Source organism: Pseudanabaena biceps PCC 7429 (assembly GCF_000332215.1).
Lineage (GTDB): Bacteria > Cyanobacteriota > Cyanobacteriia > Pseudanabaenales > Pseudanabaenaceae > Pseudanabaena > Pseudanabaena biceps.
The window spans coordinates 1-22,138 of record NZ_ALWB01000086.1 but is presented as its reverse complement, the minus strand read 5'-3'; the positions used below and the strand labels follow the sequence as shown (position 1 = coordinate 22,138).

Here is a 22,138-nt window from a genome sequence, read left to right as displayed (position 1 = left end):
TGGCGGCGCGAAGCGCCGCCACTCTCTATTGCGTTTGATTTTATCCTAACATTACAGACTATATCTATATTTTTCATGGGAAGAGAAGCATTAAAAAAGAGAAGGATGTATATATCCTTCTCTTTTACCTATTATTCAGGATTTTGTTTTTATTTCTTAGGAGCCATCAACATCGTGATATTTCTACCTTCGCGTTTGGGATATTGCTGAATTTCGGCGACAGATTCAAGATCGCTTGCCATCCGATTCAATAAAACCTCGGCAAGATCTACGTGTTGAATCTCCCGACCGCGAAACATTACTGTTGCTTTAACCTTATCTCCTTCTTTCAAGAAGCGCTCGGCATGATTGATGCGCACTTTGTAGTCATGCTCCTCAATCTTGTAACGCATCTTTACTTCTTTAACATCGGAGGTATGTTGTTTTTTACGAGCTTCGCGGGCTTTCTTTTCCTGTTCAAACTTGAATTTGCCATAGTCCATAATCCGACAAACAGGAGGATCTGCCTTATCGCTGACCAACACAAGATCTAGCTCTTTTTCTTCAGCCATTTTCAAGGCTTCTTTGGGGGTTAGGATGCCGAGTTGCTCTCCCTCCATATCAATGACTCGAATTTTTGGATATCTGATGCGTTCGTTGATTTGGGGGAGGTCTTTAATTGGCTTTTTAGTCATGAAATCTCTGTTGTCTAGACTCTTTGGGGTATTGGTTTAAATTACTAGTGGTTTACAAATTTATGCAGGTATTGGGTGCTGTATTCATATCAAATAGTTGATATGCTTAAGCTTAGCAAATTTTTTACTTGACATAAACGTTTAAGTATAGTACGAACTACCACTTAATGTGTCAAGTATTAGACTATTATTTTTCGTAAATTTTGTTTAACCATTTCTGAGGTTACCCGATCGCTTAGAGTTACCGATCCGATCGCTGTAGGTAAAATAAAGCGCACTTGACCAGCTTCGACCTTTTTGTCGGTGGCGAGGGTAGCCACGATCGCTTCAATATCAATATCTGCTGGCAAGGTTTGAGGTAGACGGGCTTTGGTAATCAGTGCAAGCTGTTGAGCTTGGTCATTAGCGGACCACATGTCCATTTCTACGGCGATCGCCCCTGCGATTACCATTCCTAAACTGACCCCCTCACCATGATTGTAAAGGCGATAATTGGTAACGGATTCGATCGCATGACCGACCGTATGTCCGTAATTAAGAATTGCCCGTAGATTACCTTCTTTTTCATCCTTAGAGACTACTTCAGCTTTGGCTTTAGCACAGCGGTAGAGAATAGCCTGTAAAAGTTCCGCAGAAATATAGCTCAACCGATCAAGGCGATCGCATTGGGTAAGGAGATCGAATAGTTCGCGATCCCAAATTACGCCATACTTAATGACCTCCGCCATGGCTGAGCGAAACTCACGGGCGGGTAAAGTTTGCAAAACTTCAGGATCGATCCAGACTAAACGCGGTTGATAGAAGGCTCCGATCAAATTTTTGCCTTGAGGGTGGTTGATCCCCGTCTTGCCACCGATGGCTGAGTCCACCATCGCCAAAAGTGTCGTTGGTACTTGAATGAGATCGATGCCACGCAGCCAAGTTGCAGCAGCATAGCCAGACATATCGCCGATCACGCCACCACCGAGGGCGACGATCGCTGACGAGCGTTCTAAACGATGGGCAAGCGCTGCATCATAGATTTTTTGGAGGGAGTTGGCGGTTTTAAAGCGTTCACCTGCTGGCAAGATGAGATGGGCAACGTCGAACCCTGCGTCATGTAAGGATGCTGTTACGGTCTCGCCATAGTGCTTGTAGATGACTGGATTCGAGACGATTAAGACTTTTTTGCTTTTTTTGCCTAAACCAATTTCTAATAATTTCGCCCCCAAATGTTTGAGGCTATGGGCAGCGATCGCGATGTCATAACTGCGATTAGGCTGAGAGTCATTGTGGAGATCGACGGAAACTAGCGCGGAATAATCGGGCATATTTCTAAATAAATGGTCTAGCTTCTATGGTAACAGGCGATCGCCCAGAAAGAGAAAGTGACGCAGAGAGTCACTTTCTCTTATTTAGTCATTGCTTGACATAACTCGATAATAGCGGTTTGTAATGTGGCATTTTCATCTTTGCCATGCTTGAGATCGGCTTCTAGTCGTAACAAGATACTTAGCGATCTCATGAGCTTTTGACTGTTTAGCCCCTGCACTTCTTGTTTGAGGAAATACACCCGTTTGGGATTACCAATTTCCGCTGCATCGGCGATCGCCTTATCATCGCGCTCTCCCGATTCCTGCATCAGCTTAATCCAGAGCCATGTCCGAAATTGACCCACCAAAGTAGCGCAGATGCGTAACCCTACCTCATTATTGCGAAGCAACTCAGAAATTAAGGATAGGGCTTGACTCGTATTGGCTAAGCGAATGGCACTTGCCAGTTGCAGACTATTGTGAGCAGAGGTTTGGACGAGGGGCGCAATGTCTTTAGCAGTAAGAGGTTGGGTTTTACCGTAATGCGATAATTGCAATTTTTGGAGTTCCATCGTCAAGCGGCGGGTATCATTACCAATCGCATCAACGAGTAAGTCCACCCCATCCGTAGATAGCTTTAAATCAATCGCAGTGGCAGCTTGTTTGACGAGTTGAGCGATTGCCTCGACTTTCCAAGGAGGAATTAAAGAAAACTCCAATATCTGGGCATACTTCTGGAGTAACTTGGTAGATTTGGCTCTCCCGTCTGGCTTATTTGATGAGGTAAATAAGATGTAGGAGTCGATGGGTAAATGATTAAAGGTTCTTTCTAACTCTGCTAATAGGGATTCGCTGCATTTCTGAGCGATCGCTGTATCTGCTAACCAAGTCAAACGGCTACCCATGCCAAAGGGTGAAGTTACCGCTTGGTTGAGTCCGTCCATTACTTCCAGATCCCCTGTAGCATTGATTTTCACGTAATTAAAATCACGCCACATCGGATCGACATGGGTATCTATCAGTTTTTTAACTGCTTGGGAAATCTGATAGTCATCATCGCCCCAATAAAAGTAGACAGGCATTGTATGATTAGTTCAACTATGTGGTGTGGTGTAGAGATTTGATGATTACTAGAAGCAAAGCAAATAGTCAAGTTAGCCTCCGTACAAAGAATTCGGTAACAGATCGTACAGATCTTTATGCAACTTGGGGAAAAAGAGTCTTTGATATCGTATTTGCATCAATTGTCCTAACTTTATTTTCGCCAATTTATCTGGCAATTGCGATATTGATTTTTATCAGTTCTCGTGGATCGGTTTTGTATATTCATCCGAGAGTTGGTTTACATGGTTCTAAATTTAATTGCATCAAATTTAGAACCATGATTAACGGAGCAGATCAAGCGCTGGAAGACTATTTGAATTCCTGCCCCATTAGTCGTGCTGAATACGAAGCATCCTTTAAGCTGAAGCATGATCCGCGCATTACTAAAATTGGTAAATTCTTGAGAACAACGAGTCTAGATGAGTTACCCCAGTTTTGGAACGTACTGGTAGGCGATATGAGTGTAGTGGGACCGCGCCCATTAGTGCAGGCTGAACTCGTCAAATATGGCTCAGCGATCGATAAGGTTCTCAGTGTTCGCCCAGGCATTGCGGGACTTTGGCAAGTATCAGGACGGAATGATATTCCTTATTCAAGACGAGTGCAGATAGATGCTAGCTATGTAAAACGCATGAGTTTTTTGCTCGATCTCCATTTGATTTTTAAGACCATCTTGGTAGTCATTTTCCCCAAAGGTAATGGTGCTTACTAAAAGTAATAAAAAACCGACCTTAGGTCGGTTTTTTATTACTTTGGTAATTAGCTTCTGCGACTTCGCCCTGTTGAGCGTGACGATAAATCAAATTCTAGTGCGGCGGCCATACCCCAGAGAATAAAGGCTAGAATCCAGAAAAACTCGGCAGGTTCACCACTCTGATAGGGCTTAGCTTTACAAATATCACTGATATTATTGCTGTAATTGAACCATAAATCCCCAAAAAACATGGCGATACCAGCACTGCCCAGTAATCGCCATGATTGGGCGGCTTTACCACCCCAAAAAGCCAAAAGAAGAATCGTTGCCACAATCAGTAACCAAATATCACCCAGAGCGTAAATGATATTAAGAGTTTTCCCCAAATCCATCGTTACTTCACCGCTCACCCCAAAGGTCACATAAGCGGCGAGCCCGATTCCCAGCAGTCCTACTCCGCCAACGATCGCCCATTGTTTGGGATAGAGGTTGAGCCTTCGTCCAATTACTGACATTGCCATTCCCCATGACAAGAATAGGTAAGTAGCTGTGAAAAAAATGTCGGCGATCGAGGGAAATGTCTTTACCAACTCCTTCGCACCTTTAGCACCACCCGCAATCAGCCCACTCTGATATTGAAAATCGAGATAACCAAAAGTCAAATTGCCGATGCCCCAAGATAGGATACCTATACCTAACCCAAGCCAAACGTTCCGACCGCTGATGATTTTAGCGCTGCGCCAGTTACGCAAACACAGTAACCCCGAACAGGCGATCGCTACAGTTTGAAAAAGGTAAGTACCGTAACGATACCAATTGGGTCTAACGATGAGTCCTTTAACTACTTTTTCACATTCTTCTGGCTTGATGGTATGGGGACCATCGGTTGGGGCACTTAGGAATAGATAGTAAATCAAGGCTGTGGCTGCCCATCCGATCGCTGCCCAAACAATAGATTGTGTGGAAATCCCTGATGGGGAGGGAGGTTTGGCTCTACTCATGTATCTTGAACCTTGGCTACAACCATAGGAAATAAAGTATTTAAAACAAGAAAATATCAAATATTGCGCGATATACCACAGCAAAAAATAAAAAGCCAAAAACAGTAAGGAAGATTACTGCCAGAGCTTACCTTTAGGAGTTTTTGCCAACCAAGTAGAGACAGATCCTGCTTCGGGTAATTCATTTAAGGCTTCGATCGCGCTATCAACAAAACTATTATTTCCAAAATAGGAAGATGCTAGTCGATGGATTTCACCTAAAAGAAGTTGCAACTTACTCTCATCCCAGTTTGGAATTTGGACGCTATTAAGTGGGTTGATGGATAAAACTTCTTCTAGAACCGAAATTGTTTCGCTTTGAGCAAATTTACCCTGTTGCATGAACTTAAGTAAATCTTGCTTAAAAGAGCCTGCTTGCCTAACTCCAAGGATATCTTCAATCTCAAGATATACAGCTTGCAATATCAGTAAACAACCTTGTACAAGATGTGTACCCGATGAAGAACTTTGGCTAGGAGCTGTATGCAGTTGGTCGAGCTTGACCCTGCCCCACACGCTAAAGCGTTGAGGCTCTTCTAGTAATACACAAGCTTTACCTTTGTTATCAGTTAAGTCGCGCCAAAGTGCTAAAGCTTCATCGCGATTATCTCCAAACATATTGAGTAATCTAAATGTTTGCCCCTGATATTGCAGAATCGGTATTTGTTGATCTTTATTTTGTGGGTTTTGGACGTTGATAATTTCAACGTCTTGGCGCTTCAGGATGAACATGTCTCTACTGTTGACTTAACTGATGTTACCAGTAGCAACAAATCGTGGCTACCTAATGCCAAGGTTAATGATAATCCCAAAATCACATTAACGTCTTGAAATTTAAATTATCTAGGATTTATGGTGGTTTCTATCCGACAATTTATACCAATTCACGAAAGTGTGACAACACTTTTGTGAATTAAAACCCAAACCTAGTGAGGGTTTGAAAAGCTAAAAATGGCGTAGCCATTTTTAGCTTTGATATTACAGTACTTTTAGCGATTTTCAAATGAAGTTACCTTTAGTTGAAAACAAAAAAATTAGTCCCAGCAAGGTTCTTGAGTTTTCCTTTTGCCATAAGCAAAATAAAAGTCCTTATAAGTGCCCAAAGATGAGTGGCGGCGCTTTGCGCCGCCACTCATCTTTGGGCTTTTAATTATGCCTAGCTACTTAGCAAAGACTTAGGCAAGGGCAAGATAATCAGTAGGGCGATCGCCATTAAAATCATGCCGATGAGATCGCGCCTGCGGTCAAGGGCAAAATTTTCATTTAAGAGAAGGGCGCGTGGGGCAGGCAATATAAATAGTAAGAGGCTATAAATTCTCAGCCAAGGCTGGGCAAATAGGGCGATCGCGATTAGAACAAGTCTGGTAATGCGCGAAATGACGACTGCTTGCCGATGTCCGAACATGGCGATCGCTAAATTGCCACCATCTAGTAAATCAAAGGGCATGAGTTGTAAAGCACTGAGGGCTAGTCCCGCCCAACCTGCGAGGGTCAGTGGCGAAAGCGAGGGGATTGCTTCTGAGCCATTGATTGCGGTAACTCCCGATCTGCCTATCGAAAAGACAGCTTGTAATAAGGTTGCCAAAATTGAATCTTTAAACTCAAAGGTCGCGAGTTTGGTCATTAGTTTGGTCGTTAACTCAGTCACTAAAAAAGATGGCGCTATGGCTGGATTCGCAATCAGGGGATCGCTAGGAACTGGGGACAAGTTACCTAGGAATATTAAAAAAGCGGAAATGACTAAGCCTGTCACCGTCGGCACTACAGCTAGATCGAAGAGGATGCGACGTTGGTTGGCAAGATTTTTGGTTTCATTAAAGCCTTGATGTAAAAAGCTGTTGAGACTGCCTAACATCCCAAAACTACCTAGGCAGGGCAAGAAAAGCGGAGGAATATAAGTCAATTTATATTGTTTGGCGATCCAGTAATGAGAGATCGCCCTTCCCATAAAGATTCCCATAACCCCCAAACCGTAAGGAATTCCCAGTTGTAAATCAATTAAGCTCAAGTCTTCAATGCGAGCAATGTTTGCCCCAACTACGAATAGGGCAAATATCGTTAGTAAAATGCTAAGGCTACTTAAGAGCCAACTCTGAAGGAAATTTTGTTTTCTGGTGATGGCTTGCGGGCGTAAGTAAAAGCAATAGTTGGTAGCGGTTTCTTGCATATCTTGATTGCTGCCAAAGCTGGTGCCGACATTTTCTAACGGGCTTTCCTCTAAATAGCAGGTAAAACGATCGCCAAAGATTTGTTGCAGATTTTTAGCGATTATGTCGTAGGCATATTTGGGGTTTGGCGATCGCAGTTTGCCCCGACAATAAATTTCTTGATCGCGGTATTCTAGCCCCTTTAATAAATAGATAGCGGGGGGGAAGCAATCTTTCAGTTGTTTTTCTTCATGGGCATACAGACTTAAGCTAGCTTCAATATCCGAGTTAGAAATATCTGAGTTAGAACTTGGATACCAAGTGCGATAAATCCATATACAAAGCAAGAAGCAAGTTGTTACAAAAATTAATGGTAAAGCGGTTTGATGGAGAGTTGTCCATGCGATCGCTAAACTTGGCAAAACAACTGCCAAAATCCACAAAACCAAGGTTTGTGAATGATGGTTTGGTTCTTGACTGCTGGGTGTGGCAAGCGATCGCTGTCGATAGCTTGCCACCCATCCCACGACGACAAAAACAAATATTTCCTCAAATCCCATATCAATCGCTCATTACTAAAAGCACTATAGCAATCGTGACGGTATCGCTGTCGCCAAGTTTGCTCAAATAGACGAGAGTGGACTTTCGTCTATTTGAGCGCTATCTCTTGCCATGCTAGATAACATTAAAACCGAAAAGAGAGATGTGGGGCTTTGCCCCACATCTCTCTTTTCGGTTTTATGTCCTGATACACTGGGCGATAGCTATAATTTTGCCATTAAAACGTAGAATTACCTATGCCCTTGTAACTCGCTTCCCAATTTCCGAATACTTTCCCAGACATTTAAATCCAGCCAGCTAAATCCAGCCAGCAAGTTATATGAGCAAAGACTTTGAATCTATCAGCGATCGCTTACCTCCACAAAATATTGAGGCTGAGGAGGCCGTCTTAGGCGGGATCTTGATCGATCCAGAGGCAGTGTCACGGGTGCTCGATACTCTTCGTCCCGAAATGTTCTATGTCGCAGCACATCAGGAAATCTTTCGCGCCTGCTTGATGTTAAATAATCAGTCCAATCCGACGGACATGATGAGTCTGACCACTTGGCTCAGCGATCGCGATATGCTCGAAAAAATCGGCGGTCAAACCAAAATTGCCCAGCTTTGCGATCGCACCGTTAGCGCCGTCAATATCGACTTTTATGCTCAACTAGTAGCTGATAAATATGCCCGTCGTAAACTGGCTGAAGCCGCCAGAGGCGTAGTTGAGATTAGTTACAGCAACGAAATCGAACTGCCGCAACTCCTCGATCAATCCGAACAAAAGATTTTTGCAGTAACCCAATCTCGCGCTCAGCAGGGACTTACCCCCGCCGCCGATATTCTCACTAAGACCTTTTACGAACTCGAAAATCGGTTTAACTCCCTTGGTACGGGTAATTCCACTGCGACAGGTTTAATTACAGGATTTTATGATTTTGATGCCATGACGAATGGCTTGCAGCGATCGGACTTGATTATCTTGGCTGGTCGTCCTTCAATGGGTAAAACTGCCTTTGGGCTAGAAGTAGCTCGTAAAATGGCAGAGATCCATAGATTGCCCGTGGCGATCTTTAGTTTGGAAATGTCTAAGGAGCAATTAGTTTATCGCTTACTAGCCAGTCAGTCTAAGGTGCGTTCCAGTGACATGGGCATTGATAGCAATCGTCTGCGTACGGGACAGATTAGCGAAAATGAATGGGGCACTGTTGCGATGGCGATCAGTGGACTTTCAGAGCTGCCCATCTTTATCGATGACACGCCTAATCCCCCGATTACGGAATTACGCTCTAAGGCTCGCCGTTTACAATCAGAAAAAGGAGGTGTACTCGGACTGATTTTAATTGATTATTTGCAATTAATGGAAGGTTCGGGTTCCGACAATCGCGTACAAGAGATCTCCCGCATTACGCGATCGCTCAAAGCTTTAGCCCGCGAATTAAATGTACCTGTGATTGCCCTATCCCAGTTAAGTCGAGGGGTAGAAGCCAGAACCAACAAGCGTCCGATGCTATCAGACCTGAGAGAATCGGGCTCGATCGAGCAGGATGCCGACTTAGTGATTAATCTCTATCGTGATGAGTATTACAACCCCGAAACGCCCGATCGCGGAGTTGCTGAAATTATCATTGCCAAACACCGTAATGGTCCCGTGGGCACTGTCAAGCTACTATTTGAACCCCGCCTGACCAAGTTTGAAAATATGGCTTCCAGTCGTAATTAGAAATTAATTAAAACCCAAAAAACTGTAGCGTTTGCGCTACAGTTTTTTGGGTTTTATACCAATTCACGAAAGTGTGACAACACTTTTGTGAATTAAAAACCAAACCCAGTAAGTAATATCAAAGCTGAAAATGGCGTAGCCATTTTCAGCTTTGATACTACTTATTTGATACTTAGCACTGGTCTATTTCATGTCTGAAGTTAATTCTGAGGCGATCGCTACCATTAGCGATCGTCTAAATAAAATCCGCACCCATCTCCCCACGCAGGTAAAACTAGTTGCAGTCAGCAAATATACATCGATAGAAGCAATTCGCGCTGCCTACGATGCGGGAGTGCGCGATTTTGGCGAATCGCGGGTGCAAGATGCCAAAATCAAGCAAACTGAATTAGCAGACTTAACCGATATCACTTGGCATATGATCGGTTCTTTGCAAAGTAATAAAGCAAGAGCGGCGATCGCTCAATTTGATTGGATTCATTCCCTCGATCGCTTGAGCCTTGCCGAGCAATGCGATCGCCTCATCCCCGAACTGGGTAAATCCCCAAAACTCCTATTACAGGTCAAGCTAGCTGAAGATCCCCATAAATCAGGCTGGTCGGAAGCAGAACTGCTAGCCGATTTACCACAGTTAGCCCAACTAAAACATCTCAATATCGTGGGACTGATGACGATCTTGCCCCTAGGTTTAGATGAATCACAATCCCATGCAGTCTTCAGCCATGTCGGAGAGTTGGCAGCCAAGCTGCGCTCCCTAGGTTGGGACAATATTCGCGAACTTTCGATGGGAATGTCTGCGGACTATGCGATCGCCATCAAAGCTGGCGCAACTATGGTGCGGATTGGCAATCAAATTTTCTCAGGTTACCAAGCCTAATGCTGTAAGCATTAATGGATAAGGAGTTGCGGCGCTGTGTGCTGCGACTCTTATGATTTTGCCATAGTAGTGACTACCCCTTTGACTTACTAATTTTTTAGCGAAAGCTTGCCATATATAGACAAACCTGTTATAAGTTTTAGCGTTCCTAGCTTAGTAACAGACTTCTTTTTATAGCTAGTGTTGAATTTATCTCGCTGAGAGGTTTTCCAATTCTTACTAAAGTTATTTAGAAAAAGCTGTAACTAAGAACATTAGATAGCAGTTAATTTTGTAGCCTAGAACACATTAATCTTTAATAAAGAGTATCTATCTCAAGCTAAAATTCCTGACTAGTTTTAGATAGATAGTGGATAGATATTCTGGAGTTATGTTTTTCATTTTTGGCAATGACTAACACAAATAGCTTTGAGAGTTTCTTTAGCAGCCTAGACTTTTATTGGGGTATTATTCCCCATAATTATCATCATTTAGGCTCACATAGACACTCTTAATAGACATAGGTTCGGGTTCCCAAACCCTTAACCTCAGAGCAAGTTTAGCAATAATTAAAAACTTGTTAAGGGTTAAAGGAAAGTTTTTATAGATGTAATGTCTACCTAAATACTTTAGTCCTATATATAGCAAGGTTTTGTGCAATAAAAGTCGTGTTTTGTCGTATTTAAAAAATTTAACCAGTATATCTAGCTTTTTTCCCTGTTATCGGTTACAGTCTGCGAGTAAATATTTTGTCAATACTGTTTTAGACAGTAAAGACAATTAAACAATACTAGACAAAGTAAGTCTCTAACTAACAGGGCTACTTTATTAGATTCGCACTCCTCATCTAGTCTAGAAGAATAAAATTTTGGCTGTAAAGCCCGAACTGAGGAGCAAACACTAGGAGTTAATTACGATGGGAATTTTTACAAAGCTCAAGGATTTTGTTGGTTTGTCAGAGGCTCAAGAGTACGAATATGAGTATGATGAAGCTTCTAGTCGCGAGTATCAAGACATTTATCAAGAAGATAATGGCGCGATCGCCCCAGAACCTGAAGAGCCCCAAGCTCGCCGCACTCGCGAACGTCCTACCGCTTTAAGAGCCACAACTGAAAGTATGAGCAATGTAATTGGTATGCCTGGCGCTGCAAATGGTCTATCTCAAGTTATGGTGATGGAACCTCGCAGTTTTGAAGAAATGCCTCAAGCAATCCAAGCCTTGCGCGAACGCAAATCCGTAGTGCTAAATCTGACCATGATGGATCCAGATCAAGCTCAACGGGCCGTTGACTTCGTAGCTGGTGGTACCTATGCCCTTGATGGACATCAAGAGCGTATTGGCGACAGTATCTTCTTGTTTGCGCCTTCTTGCGTTCAAGTTACATCACAGTCTTCCGTATTGAACGACGCTCCTATGCCTCAGCCTCGCGTAGTCCGTCCTACTGCTGCCCCCGCACCAGCATGGTCTGCTGAAGCACCTGTCAGTCGTTTTGCTCAATAATTAATTCAATAATTAACTCAATAATTAACTAAGCCGATTAACAACGATTAATAAAACGATTAATAATTAAGTTGTTAGTTATTTATTGGTGAATTCTTGAAAGCTAAACTCAGTATTATCGGTGGCGGTGTCATGGGTGAGGCTATTTTGTCTCGTCTTGTCGCTAGTCATATATATTTGCCATCCGATGTCTGCGTCAGCGATCCGATGCCAGAGCGTCGCGATCTACTCGCAAAAAAATATGGCGTGCAAGTTACGCCTAATAATTTAATAGCTGCCGAAGCGGAGATTCTGCTCTTGGCGGTCAAGCCTCAGTCTTTAAATGCCGCAGCAATCGGTCTTGCTAATGCTCCTGCGCCTTGTATTGTGTCAATTTTGGCTGGTGTGACTTTGGCTCAACTGGAGGTAATGTTCCCTTCTAAGTCAATCATCCGCGCAATGCCAAATACACCAGCACAAGTAGGTGCAGGGGTAACAGCGATCGCTGCTAATGCATTGGCGACAAAAGAGCATATCGAGGCAGTGCGACAAATTTTTGGGGCGGTGGGCAAGGTTGTAGATGTTGCCGAATCGTTAATGAATGCGGTCACGGGTTTATCTGGTTCTGGTCCCGCCTATGTTGCCTTGATGGTGGAAGCTATGGCTGATGGCGGTGTTGCCGCTGGCTTACCAAGGGCGATCGCGATGGAATTAGCAACGCAAACTGTTTTGGGTACGGCGCAACTGTTAAGCGAGACTAAGCTACATCCCGCTCAGCTCAAGGATCAAGTCACCAGTCCCGCAGGTACGACTATTGCGGCGATCGCCCAGTTAGAAAAATCAGGACTGCGTTCCGCTATGATAGAAGCCGTGCTTGCTGCAACTCGTCGTGCTGAGGAATTGGGTAAGCCGTAAGTATTTATTCTTCATGGCGATCTTCAAGGGATCTCCGTAAAGGATTAAAACTGGCAATTAATATTTTTTAAATTTACCAAGGCTAGCAAAGATAGCCTTGGTAAAAAGTGATGAAACTGGGAGTTAGAGGTTTTGGATTATCGTCAAGCGGGTGTAGACATTGAGGCTGGTCGTACCTTCGTTGAAAAAATTCGCGATTCAGTGGCACGCACCCACCGTCTCGGTGTATTGGGCGATCTGGGTGGATTTGGTGGCTGTTTTGAACTACCTGCGGGTTATCGCCAACCCGTTCTCGTTTCAGGGACGGATGGCGTTGGCACAAAGCTCAAAATCGCTCAATCGGCAAATAAACACGACACGATCGGTATCGATCTGGTCGCTATGTGTGTCAATGATGTACTGACCTCAGGAGCCGAGCCGTTATTTTTCCTAGACTATTTGGCTACGGGTAAGTTAGAACCTGATCAGCTTGCGGAAGTTGTCAAAGGTATCGCCGATGGCTGCCAAATGGCAGGTTGTGCTTTGTTGGGCGGCGAAACTGCTGAGATGCCGGGATTTTATGGTGTCGGTGAATATGATGCGGCGGGCTTTTGTGTTGCGATCGCGGAAAAGTCAGAAATGCTGAACGGCACACAGGTAAATATTGGTGATGTGGCGATCGGGTTGGCGAGTTCAGGCATCCATAGCAATGGCTATAGCCTTGTCCGCAAAATTATCGAAACCAAGGGTTATCACTGGAGCGATCGCCTTGACAATCCAATTTCTCCTGAAACTCAAGACTTGACCTTAGCGGAAATTTTTCTCACGCCAACGCAGATTTATGTCAAACCTGTATTGGCAGCCTTGAAAGCCGATCTGGGGATTCATGGGCTGGCGCATATTACGGGTGGAGGTCTACCTGAAAACTTACCCCGATGCCTTGGAGATGGTCAATCAGTGGAGATCCTGCGTCATAGTTGGCAAATCCCCCCCATTTTTCAATGGTTACAAGCGCAAGGGGAAGTGCCAGAACTAGATATGTTCAATACGTTTAATATGGGTATTGGCATGGCAGTCATCGTCGATCCAGCTAAAGCGGATGCGGCGATCGCCTATTTCCAAGCACAGGGTTTTGTCGCGAATCGCATCGGTCAAGTCATCGCGGGTGAGCGATCGCTGATCTTTGTATAACGTCTTCATTATTCTCGAATAAGCCTCTGGGATATCCGCAAATCGCTTAATCCGAACTGACGTTAGTAAGGGTTTTCAAAGCTCAAAATAGCTACGCCATTTTGAGCTTTGGCATTACACAAAAGGATGAAATATCCACGCAAATTATTTTATGTTCATTAAAATAATGGATATAAATCATTTTAGCGATCGCTTATTTTATTTTTAAATATGTCCACAACCATCGCTTAAATTGCTATTAATTCGAGATTAATCGATAGGGTGGAGATCACTTCATACTTACAGCGCTTTGCGCTCAAACCCAAACCAAGAAAATTCTTGAAAGTGTTGCTTTGCAACACTTTCAAGAATTTTCTTATGGTTTTTTTGATCGAAAAATATAAAACCCAAAAAGCTATGGCGCACGCGCAGCGTGCGCCACAGCTTTTTAACCCAGCTAATTAAGTATAAATTTCCAACTAAAATATTACACACCCAATAACGCTTTAAAAAAATTGTTAGAATATATGGAAATGTAAGGAAGATTTATTAATTATTGGGATATCTTGTTACTGTGGATAGTTACGATAAAAGGGTAACAACTCCAATGACAGAAACTTGAAAAACAGGGGAATAATTATCAAATCAGAGAATACATCAAAGAATACATCAAGGAATACAAGCGTTGCACCATCTAGCCTTATCAGTAGCTAGGCACAATATAAAATCCAAAAACCTGTAGCGTACGTTGTGTGTCGTTTACAGGTTTTGATTCTGGTTTTTTAATTATGCTCAGCTACTGATAAATTAGGGAATATAGAATAGGGGCTAGCAACACAAAAGCCGATTGTTTTATAAATTTTTAGATATATTTTTAGATATATTTTTAGATATATTTTTAGATATATTTTTAGATATATTTTTTGTTTTTTTGTTAAAAATTTAATGGCAGGTATTCTGGCTTGAGCGTAGCTAAACTCAATGCATCCGAATTAAGTTCGGCAATCATCCGTCCTCCTGTGGTAGTTGCTGCCCATACTACGGTTATGGAAGCGATCGCCCAAATGCTTGGGGGTGGGTTTGATACGTCTGTGCAATCCGCCCCTAACGATCGCCATAATGATCGCCATAACGACTGTCAAGAGTCAACCTCTAGCTACGTCATAGCGATCGCTGAAGATGGCAGAGCGATCGGCATTTTAACCGAGCGGGATGTGATGCGGCTCAGCTTTCAGCAGGCTGATTTCACACGCTTACAAATCCATGAGGTCATGACTTGTCCCCTCGTGACCCTGTACGAAGCTGATTTTTGCGATATATCCCTAGCGGTTCAACTCTTCCAGCAACATTCCATTCGCCATCTGCCGATTTTGGACTATCGGGATCGCCCCGTAGGGATCGTCACCGCCGAAAGCTTACAGCATTTCCTGCAACAGCATCAACAGAACTCTGCTGCCGAGTTAACCGCAAAAAACATCGCCAGAGAGCAACTGATAGCTCAGATCGCCGATCACATCCGCCTTTCCTTCAACTTGCAAGAGGTTTTAGATAGCTGTGTCCAAGAAGTACGGAATTTCTTGCAATGCGATCGCGTTGTGGTGTATCAGTTTCAATCTGATTGGAGCGGGTTCATTATTTCCGAATCTGTCGAGAGTCCCTTTGTCATTTCTTTAGGAAATCACATCCAAGACTCCTGTTTTCAGTCGCAAGCGAAGCAACGCTACGACCACGATCAACCGATCATCGTCAACAATATTTACAATGCTGGCTATGCACCTTGCCATATCGAAGTCCTAGAGCAATATCAGGTCAAAGCAAATATTGTCATTCCCCTTCAAGTCTCGGGCAATCTCTGGGGGCTATTGATCGGACATCAATGTCGGGAGCATCGGGATTGGCAGCCCGAAGATGCTAGCCTTTTACGGAATATTGCCATACATCTAGCGATCGCTATTCAGCAATTATATGCCTACGAGCAAGCTCAAAAAGAACTGACGGAACGGCAGAGATCGGAAGCTCTAATTCAACAACAGTTAGCCGAACTGACCGAATGGTATTATCGCTACGAAGCGGCGGAGAAAGCTAGCGGACAAATGCTTTATGAGTACGATCTGAGTAGCAAGTCTCTGATCTGGGGTGCGAATATTGCAAGGGTTTTAGGGTTTACAGTTTCCGAATCACCCAAAAATCTATCGGATTTGTTGTCCGCGATCCATCCTGAGGATCGCAATCATTTTTTTCAGACTGCGGAAATATGCCGTACTAATCAAACACCATTCTTTTGTCAGTATCGATTAAAGCATCAAGAGGGATATTATATTTGGGTCGAAGATCGCAACCAATGGCTATTCGACGATCGTGGTGAAGCCAAAAGGTTAATCGGGATGATTGCCGATATTAGCGATCGCAAAAATGCCGAAATAAATTTAAAGATCAGTGAAGCCCATCATCGAGCCCTAATTAAAGCCATTCCCGATCTATTTATGCGAATTGATCGTTCGGGTATTTACTTAGAATTTGTCTGCATTCCCAGTCAACATCGGATCATCGGGCATTTGCTAGATATGAACGGAGTCCATGTTTCAGAGACCATACCGCCTGAGTTAGCCCAACGACGTATGGAATATATAGAACTTGCTTTGCAAACCCAATCATTACAAATTTACGAACAGGATTTTTCCACCCCCGAAATCGATCATATCGAAGAAGTCCGCGTTGTTCCGTATCATGAAAATGAAGTACTATTACTAGTCCGCGATATTAGCGATCGCAAAAAAGCTGAACGGGAATTAAAACATACTGAGAAACTATTCCGAGAAGCTCAGCGCATTGCCAAGATTGGTAATTGGGAACTCAACTTAACGAACCAAGTTCTCTATTGGTCTGACGAAATCTTTCGCATATCCGAGATCGATCCCCAACAGTTTAGTGCATCCTATGAGACATTTTTAAACACCGTTCATCCTGAAGATCGGGAAATGGTGGATAGAGCCTATCAGCAATCGGTAAGCGATCGCCTTCCCTATAACATAGTACATCGACTTCTTTTACCCGATGGTCGGATTAAATATATTCAAAATCAAGGCGAAACCATTTATGCGGAAGATGGCTCCCCGAAATTATCTCAAGGCACAATACAGGATATCACCAGCCTCAAACAGACTGAGCTAGAACTGGAAAACCTCAACGATCAACTAGAAGCAAGAATGCTCGAAAGAGAAACTCGCTATTGGGCGCTCATGAATGGAGCCAGCGATGCGATTATGCTAGCGGATTTACAGGGCAATATTTTAGAAGTTAATATGCAAGCCGAACAGATACTGGGCTACAGTCGCGCTGAATTAACTTCCATGCACTTTACCCAATTACATCCAGAGGAAGAATTGACCCGCACAAGAGATGCCTTTGAGAGTCTTACCCATCAGCAAAAAATACAGGTTTATGACATCATCTTTATCACAAAAAACGGTCAGTTAATTCCTTTTGATGTGTCTGCTTCCGTAATTGATATCCAAGGCGAGCCTATCCTTCAGGGAATTTTTCGGGACATTAGAGATCGCAAACAAATAGAATCAGACCTCCAAGAGAGTCGCGATCGTTCTCAACAGAAGGCTTCCCAAGAAACTATTCTCCGCAAAATCACCCAACGGATTCGCCAATCGCTAAATTTACAAGTAATTTTTGATACAGCTTGCCACGAAATTCGACAAATACTCCAAGCGGATCGGGTGGGTATTTTCCAGTTTGATGCTGATACTAATTATAGTGACGGTGAATTTGTTGCCGAATCAACGGTAGAAGGATTTTCTTCGGTATTAGCCATCAGATTGCAAGACTATTGCTTTGGAGACAGTTATTCCTTTTCCTATAGTCAAGGTCGATGCCAGATCGTCGATGATATTTATCAAACAGATTTAGAAAAGTGCCATACCTGTATCCTTGAACAGTTTCAAGTGAGAGCAAATCTGGTTATTCCCCTCCTCTGTGGTGAGGCTTTGTGGGGTTTACTATGTATCCATCAATGTTCTGCCCCTCGTCACTGGCAAAACTTTGAGATCGAACTCAGCCAGCAAATTGCCAATCAGTTAGGGATTGCCATCTATCAGGCGAGTTTGTACCAACAGGCGCAGTCTGAGTTATTGATTCGTCAAAAAGCGGAAGTGGCGATCTCCCAACAATTACGGCAACAGCAAACGATCGGGGCAATCACCCAAAAGATTCGCGAATCCTTAGATATTAATGCGATCCTCTCCACCGTAACCCGTCAGGTCAAAGAGGTACTCAATTGCGATCGCGTTATCGTTTTTCGGCTTTTTTCCTATGGTGATAGTCAAATCGTTGAAGAGGCTGTATCTCCAGAGTTTACATCGCTTAAATCCCTCCATTGGGAAAATGAGCTTTGGTCACCAGCAATCCTCGATTACTATTGGCAGGGTAAACCGCGTATCGTGCCCGATGTCATGGTGGATGTCTGGACAGATTGCTTAATTCCCTATTCTATAGAGGGGCAAATCAAGTCAAAAATTGTCGCGCCGATCCTCCAAGATTTAGGCAATATTGAAAGATCGCGCTGGATTTCACCCCTAGCCAACAATAAACTTTGGGGAGTTTTAGTCGTTCATGCTTGTGCCGAAAAACGAGTTTGGCAAGATTCAGAGGCCCAGCTATTGCAGCAAATTGCCAATCAATTAGCGATCGCGATTCAACAGGCTAGCCTATTTGCACAGGTACAACAAGAATTAAGCGATCGGCAACAGGCCCAGCAGCAGCTCACAGCCACTAATCGCAAACTGGCTCTGTCAAACCAAGAATTAGAGCGGGCGACTCGACTTAAAGATGAATTTCTCGCCAATATGAGTCATGAACTTCGCACACCTCTCAATGCGATCCTTGGCATTACCGAAGGGCTCCAAGAAGAAGTTTTTGGAGTGTTAAATGCAAAGCAAAAGCAAGTCTTGTTGGCTGTAGAACGAAGTGGCAACCATCTATTAGATCTAATTAACGATATCCTCGATCTCGCTAAAATTGAAGCAGGAAAAGTGACCTTAGACCGCTCTCTTACAAATATCGAACAACTAAGCCAATCGAGCTTGATGTTTGTCATGCAGCAGGCTCTCCAAAAGAACATTCAACTACATATTCAGGTAGAGAAGTCTCTACCTGACTTGAAGATCGACGAGCGCCGCATTCGCCAAGTGTTAATCAATCTGCTCAATAATGCGGTCAAGTTTACCCTAGAGAATGGCCGTGTCGTTCTCGAAGTCACTTTACACAAAGTTAATGATTCCAATTTACAAGATGTTACGCATTGGGTCAGATTTGCGGTCATCGATACGGGTATCGGAATTACCCCTCACGCGCTACAGACATTGTTTCAACCCTTTATCCAAGTGGATAGTGCGCTCAATCGTCAATATGAGGGTACGGGCTTAGGATTAGCCTTGGTAAAAAGGATTGTAGAAATGCATGGTGGACAGGTTAAGGCTACGAGTGATTTTGGTGTGGGTAGTTGCTTTACGATTGAACTCCCTTATAACGAGCGAGATTCTTCACTCTTGTTAAAACACAGTAATTCCTTTCCCTCGGACTTCGTTCCCGAACCCGACGCTAAGGATAGTCAACTGGGGCATCCTCTAATTCTCATCGCTGAAGATAATGAAGCAAATATTATTACCTTCTCTAGTTACCTATCAGCAAATGGTTACCGCGTCATTGTTGCCAAAGATGGACAAACAGCGGTCGATCTCGTGCAATCCGAGCATCCCGACTTAGTGCTGATGGACATCCAAATGCCAGGGATGGATGGGCTTAAGGCGATCGAATATATTCGCCAGCATCAGTTGTCTAATGCGCCAATCATTGCGGTCACAGCTTTAGCGATGGTTGGCGATCGCGAAAGATGTTTAGCGGCAGGAGCCAATGACTATCTGAGCAAACCCGTTAAGCTCAAAAAACTAGCCGAAGTGGTGCAACAGTTTCTTCATCCTCCATGCTAGATGTTGGGAACAAGAGCATCACGATGTGATGCTCTTGTTCCCAACATCTGAGTTATACCAATTCCCAAAATGGCGTAGCCATTTTGGGAATTGGTATAAACCCCAAAAGATGGATGGCGGCGCAAAGCGCCGCCATCCATCTAGATGACCCGATCATTACCGCCATCGATGGGAACTTGAGCGGCAGTAGTACAGGCAAACAACGCGCCACACATTTCCACCGCTAACTCAGCGACATGATGGCTAGTGACTTCTACTTTGAGTAGATTGTTAGTTTTATATTCGGCAATTGTCAAGCCGTAGTGCTTCGCGCGATCGGCTAACACCTCCTCTGTCCAGATTCCCGTATCAAATACCGCATTAGGATGCAAGGTGTTAATCCGAATGCGATCGCTGCTCCATTCCAATGCAGCTACGCGCATCAATTGCGTTAAGGCTGCCTTGGATGCCGAATAAGCTGCTGCCCCAGGACCTGGAGCAGGAACGTTTTTAGAGCCGATCGCCACCACGCGCCCGCCTTTAGGTGCAAGTTTTAGCAATGGATAGCATTCACGCATGAGGATTAAATTAGCCTCGAGATTGATCTGCATCACCTTCTGCCATGTGGCGGTATTCAGGTTTTCAATTCGACAGCCCGTGGGAAAAATCCCTGCATTGAGAATAAGCATATCCAAACCACCAAAGGCTGTCACGGCTTTATCTAGCGCCTTAGCGATCGCCGCTTCATCGCTGACATCGCAAGTAACACCCACAAAATCGGGGCGATCGTAAAGCTGTTCGATCGCAGGATTAATATCTAAGCCCACCACGGCCGCACCCCGTTTTAATAACGAATCGACACAGGCTCTACCAATCCCTGAAGCCGCACCCGTGACTAAGGCAATTTCCCCAGCAAAGGCAGGCGAGGCTCCACCTTTTTTTAATTTTGCCTGTTCTAATTCCCAATATTCCACCGCAAAGATGTCGCTAGCAGGGAGAGCTTGATAACCACCTAGCATCGTAGATCGCTGGATGATTGCCATCGTGTGTTCGTAGATATCCGCGACAATCTGGGCATCTTTTGCGGATTTACCAACGGTGACTAGCCCTAATTGGCGATCAAGAATTACTCGCGGCGCAGGATCGAGAATGGTGACAGGCTGCGTTGATTCTTGTGACTGTTCGGCAAAATAAGCCCGATATGCCTCTGCATAAGCCTTTACATCCCTTCCAACTAGAGGTAAACGCTTAGTCCGAATCACATGATCGGGAGTAGCACAGCCTTGCTGTGAAATCAGATGTAGATCGTCTCTTTGCCCAAAGGCTAAGTTTGCCTCATTGGTATGAGAACTTAAAACAACAGGGAAGTTGGCAACTTGGGAGACTTCAGCGCGTAATTGCGCGATCGCAGTGGCGATCGCCGTTCGGGCTTCTTCCTTGAGAACCGCTGTTGGAGCGGCAATTTCCCAAGCGTGATGCTGGCGCAAGTAAACTTCAGCGCGATCAACTAAGGCGATCATTCTTTCATAGCATTCGCGAGCAGTTTCCCCAAAGGAGAAAATACCGTGATTCATTAACACCATCCCAATCGTGCGATCGCTCTTCTCCGTGGCAAATTTTTCGGCACAGAGTCGCGCAAGGTCAAATCCAGGCATGACATAGGGAATGATGACGACATCGTCACCATAAATTTCTTTGATGCGTTCCCATCCGTTTGCCGTATTAGTAATGGAAATGACTGCATCAGCATGGGTATGATCGACAAATTTGTAGGGCAAAATCGCATGTAAAATCGTCTCCACCGATGGGGCAGGCGCACTCGCTTTCGTCATTTGGGTTTTCAGTTCGTTCACCATTTGCGAGTCGGAGAGCACCTGTAACTTGGCTAATTTCAATAAATGCGCCATTCTTACGGGGGCGAAACCTGCTTCAGCGATCGTCTCTAAATCCCAGCCACTTCCTTTTACATAGAGAATCTCTTCCTCTTCACCAACTAAATTCTTCTCGCAAATTTTGACGGAAGTATTGCCACCACCATGCAGAACGAGGGATGGATCGCGTCCCAACAATTTTGATGTATATACTCTTAAGCCTAAGTCGGTTTTATATTCTGCCGCCTCGCGATCGCTCCACAAACTTTTCATTGTTAACTCACTTTATAACTACAGCTTAAATACCCAACGTCTAATACCAATTCTCAAAATGGCAACGCCATTTTGGGAATCTCAAAACCTGACTGGGTTTGTTTTTTAATTCACTGAAGTGTTGTCACACTTTCGTGAATTGGTATAAAACCTTACTAAGTAAGGCTTTGGATGGGAATAGATAGCTGTCGCCAAGTATATCAGGACATAAAACCCAATAGAGAGTTACGGCGCTTCGCGCCGTAACTCTCTATTGGGTTTTATGTCCTGACTTAAAGTGAATATAGCTATAATTCACAAAAGTGTTGTCCCACTTTTGTGAATTGGTATTATGGGATGGGATGCTAAGTAGCTGGGCATAATTAAAATCCAGATCTAAAACCTGCGGCGCACGCGCAGCGTGCG

The 22,138-nt window shown here is 44.0% G+C and carries 14 protein-coding genes; 7 read left to right on the top strand and 7 right to left on the bottom strand.

Annotation, left to right across the window (positions count from 1 at the left end; genetic code table 11):
* Nucleotides 1-149: 149 nt before the first annotated feature.
* The 3 genes from infC to holA all read right to left on the bottom strand — a co-directional run bounded on the left by infC (nt 150) and on the right by holA (nt 3,048).
* Nucleotides 150-674: a translation initiation factor IF-3 gene (gene infC, locus PSE7429_RS11240; RefSeq protein WP_009627301.1), complete on the bottom strand. Its 525-nt coding sequence runs from the start codon at nt 672-674 to the stop codon at nt 150-152.
* 179 nt (nt 675-853) lie between these two features.
* Nucleotides 854-1,984, bottom strand: coding sequence for a 3-dehydroquinate synthase (gene aroB, locus PSE7429_RS11235; protein WP_009627300.1), 1,131 nt, complete (start codon nt 1,982-1,984; stop codon nt 854-856).
* Nucleotides 1,985-2,064: 80 nt separating this feature from the next.
* Nucleotides 2,065-3,048: a DNA polymerase III subunit delta gene (holA, locus tag PSE7429_RS11230; RefSeq protein WP_009627299.1), complete on the bottom strand. Its 984-nt coding sequence runs from the start codon at nt 3,046-3,048 to the stop codon at nt 2,065-2,067.
* Between the two features lie 41 nt (nt 3,049-3,089).
* Here holA and PSE7429_RS11225 point away from each other — a divergent pair, with 41 nt between their 5' ends.
* Nucleotides 3,090-3,782, top strand: coding sequence for a sugar transferase (locus PSE7429_RS11225; RefSeq protein WP_009627298.1), 693 nt, complete (start codon nt 3,090-3,092; stop codon nt 3,780-3,782).
* A gap of 47 nt (nt 3,783-3,829) precedes the next feature.
* Here the strand turns inward: PSE7429_RS11225 and PSE7429_RS11220 are convergent, their stop codons facing one another.
* From PSE7429_RS11220 to PSE7429_RS11210, 3 genes are all read right to left on the bottom strand, one after another.
* Nucleotides 3,830-4,765, bottom strand: a complete 936-nt coding sequence (locus PSE7429_RS11220) for a hypothetical protein (protein ID WP_009627297.1) — start codon at nt 4,763-4,765, stop codon at nt 3,830-3,832.
* A 114-nt stretch (nt 4,766-4,879) separates the two neighbouring features.
* Nucleotides 4,880-5,536, bottom strand: a complete 657-nt coding sequence (locus PSE7429_RS11215; RefSeq protein ID WP_009627296.1) for an Npun_F0813 family protein — start codon at nt 5,534-5,536, stop codon at nt 4,880-4,882.
* A gap of 424 nt (nt 5,537-5,960) precedes the next feature.
* Nucleotides 5,961-7,511 carry a zinc metalloprotease gene (locus PSE7429_RS11210; RefSeq protein ID WP_009627295.1) on the bottom strand — a complete coding sequence of 517 codons (1,551 nt, stop codon included), beginning with the start codon at nt 7,509-7,511 and terminating at the stop codon, nt 5,961-5,963.
* 320 nt (nt 7,512-7,831) lie between these two features.
* Between PSE7429_RS11210 and dnaB the strand changes: the two genes are divergently transcribed.
* From dnaB to PSE7429_RS23565, 6 genes are all read left to right on the top strand, one after another.
* On the top strand, nt 7,832-9,214 hold the full coding sequence (dnaB, locus tag PSE7429_RS11205) for a replicative DNA helicase (protein ID WP_009627294.1): 1,383 nt from the start codon (nt 7,832-7,834) through the stop codon (nt 9,212-9,214).
* 190 nt (nt 9,215-9,404) lie between these two features.
* Nucleotides 9,405-10,091, top strand: a complete 687-nt coding sequence (locus PSE7429_RS11200; protein WP_009627293.1) for a YggS family pyridoxal phosphate-dependent enzyme — start codon at nt 9,405-9,407, stop codon at nt 10,089-10,091.
* A gap of 895 nt (nt 10,092-10,986) precedes the next feature.
* Nucleotides 10,987-11,571 carry a cell division protein SepF gene (locus PSE7429_RS11195; RefSeq protein WP_009627292.1) on the top strand — a complete coding sequence of 195 codons (585 nt, stop codon included), beginning with the start codon at nt 10,987-10,989 and terminating at the stop codon, nt 11,569-11,571.
* A 96-nt stretch (nt 11,572-11,667) separates the two neighbouring features.
* Nucleotides 11,668-12,465, top strand: coding sequence for a pyrroline-5-carboxylate reductase (gene proC, locus PSE7429_RS11190; protein ID WP_040688296.1), 798 nt, complete (start codon nt 11,668-11,670; stop codon nt 12,463-12,465).
* A gap of 132 nt (nt 12,466-12,597) precedes the next feature.
* Nucleotides 12,598-13,635, top strand: a complete 1,038-nt coding sequence (gene purM, locus PSE7429_RS11185; protein ID WP_009627290.1) for a phosphoribosylformylglycinamidine cyclo-ligase — start codon at nt 12,598-12,600, stop codon at nt 13,633-13,635.
* Nucleotides 13,636-14,576: 941 nt separating this feature from the next.
* Nucleotides 14,577-19,610 carry a GAF domain-containing protein gene (locus tag PSE7429_RS23565; RefSeq protein ID WP_009627289.1) on the top strand — a complete coding sequence of 1,678 codons (5,034 nt, stop codon included), beginning with the start codon at nt 14,577-14,579 and terminating at the stop codon, nt 19,608-19,610.
* Between the two features lie 140 nt (nt 19,611-19,750).
* On the opposite strand, the gene PSE7429_RS11170 is transcribed toward PSE7429_RS23565, so the two are convergent.
* On the bottom strand, nt 19,751-21,733 hold the full coding sequence (locus tag PSE7429_RS11170) for a bifunctional aldolase/short-chain dehydrogenase (RefSeq protein WP_009627288.1): 1,983 nt from the start codon (nt 21,731-21,733) through the stop codon (nt 19,751-19,753).
* Between the last annotated feature and the right edge of the window lie 405 nt (nt 21,734-22,138).

Bases quoted from the DNA above. Each gene is read 5' to 3' on its own strand.
- infC (WP_009627301.1), bottom strand. From the start codon at position 674: ATGACTAAAAAGCCAATTAAAGACCTCCCCCAAATCAACGAACGCATC.
- aroB (WP_009627300.1), bottom strand. From the start codon at position 1,984: ATGCCCGATTATTCCGCGCTAGTTTCCGTCGATCTCCACAATGACTCT.
- holA (WP_009627299.1), bottom strand. From the start codon at position 3,048: ATGCCTGTCTACTTTTATTGGGGCGATGATGACTATCAGATTTCCCAA.
- PSE7429_RS11225 (WP_009627298.1), top strand. From the start codon at position 3,090: ATGATTACTAGAAGCAAAGCAAATAGTCAAGTTAGCCTCCGTACAAAG.
- PSE7429_RS11220 (WP_009627297.1), bottom strand. From the start codon at position 4,765: ATGAGTAGAGCCAAACCTCCCTCCCCATCAGGGATTTCCACACAATCT.
- PSE7429_RS11215 (WP_009627296.1), bottom strand. From the start codon at position 5,536: ATGTTCATCCTGAAGCGCCAAGACGTTGAAATTATCAACGTCCAAAAC.
- PSE7429_RS11210 (WP_009627295.1), bottom strand. From the start codon at position 7,511: ATGGGATTTGAGGAAATATTTGTTTTTGTCGTCGTGGGATGGGTGGCA.
- dnaB (WP_009627294.1), top strand. From the start codon at position 7,832: ATGAGCAAAGACTTTGAATCTATCAGCGATCGCTTACCTCCACAAAAT.
- PSE7429_RS11200 (WP_009627293.1), top strand. From the start codon at position 9,405: ATGTCTGAAGTTAATTCTGAGGCGATCGCTACCATTAGCGATCGTCTA.
- PSE7429_RS11195 (WP_009627292.1), top strand. From the start codon at position 10,987: ATGGGAATTTTTACAAAGCTCAAGGATTTTGTTGGTTTGTCAGAGGCT.
- PSE7429_RS11170 (WP_009627288.1), bottom strand. From the start codon at position 21,733: ATGAAAAGTTTGTGGAGCGATCGCGAGGCGGCAGAATATAAAACCGAC.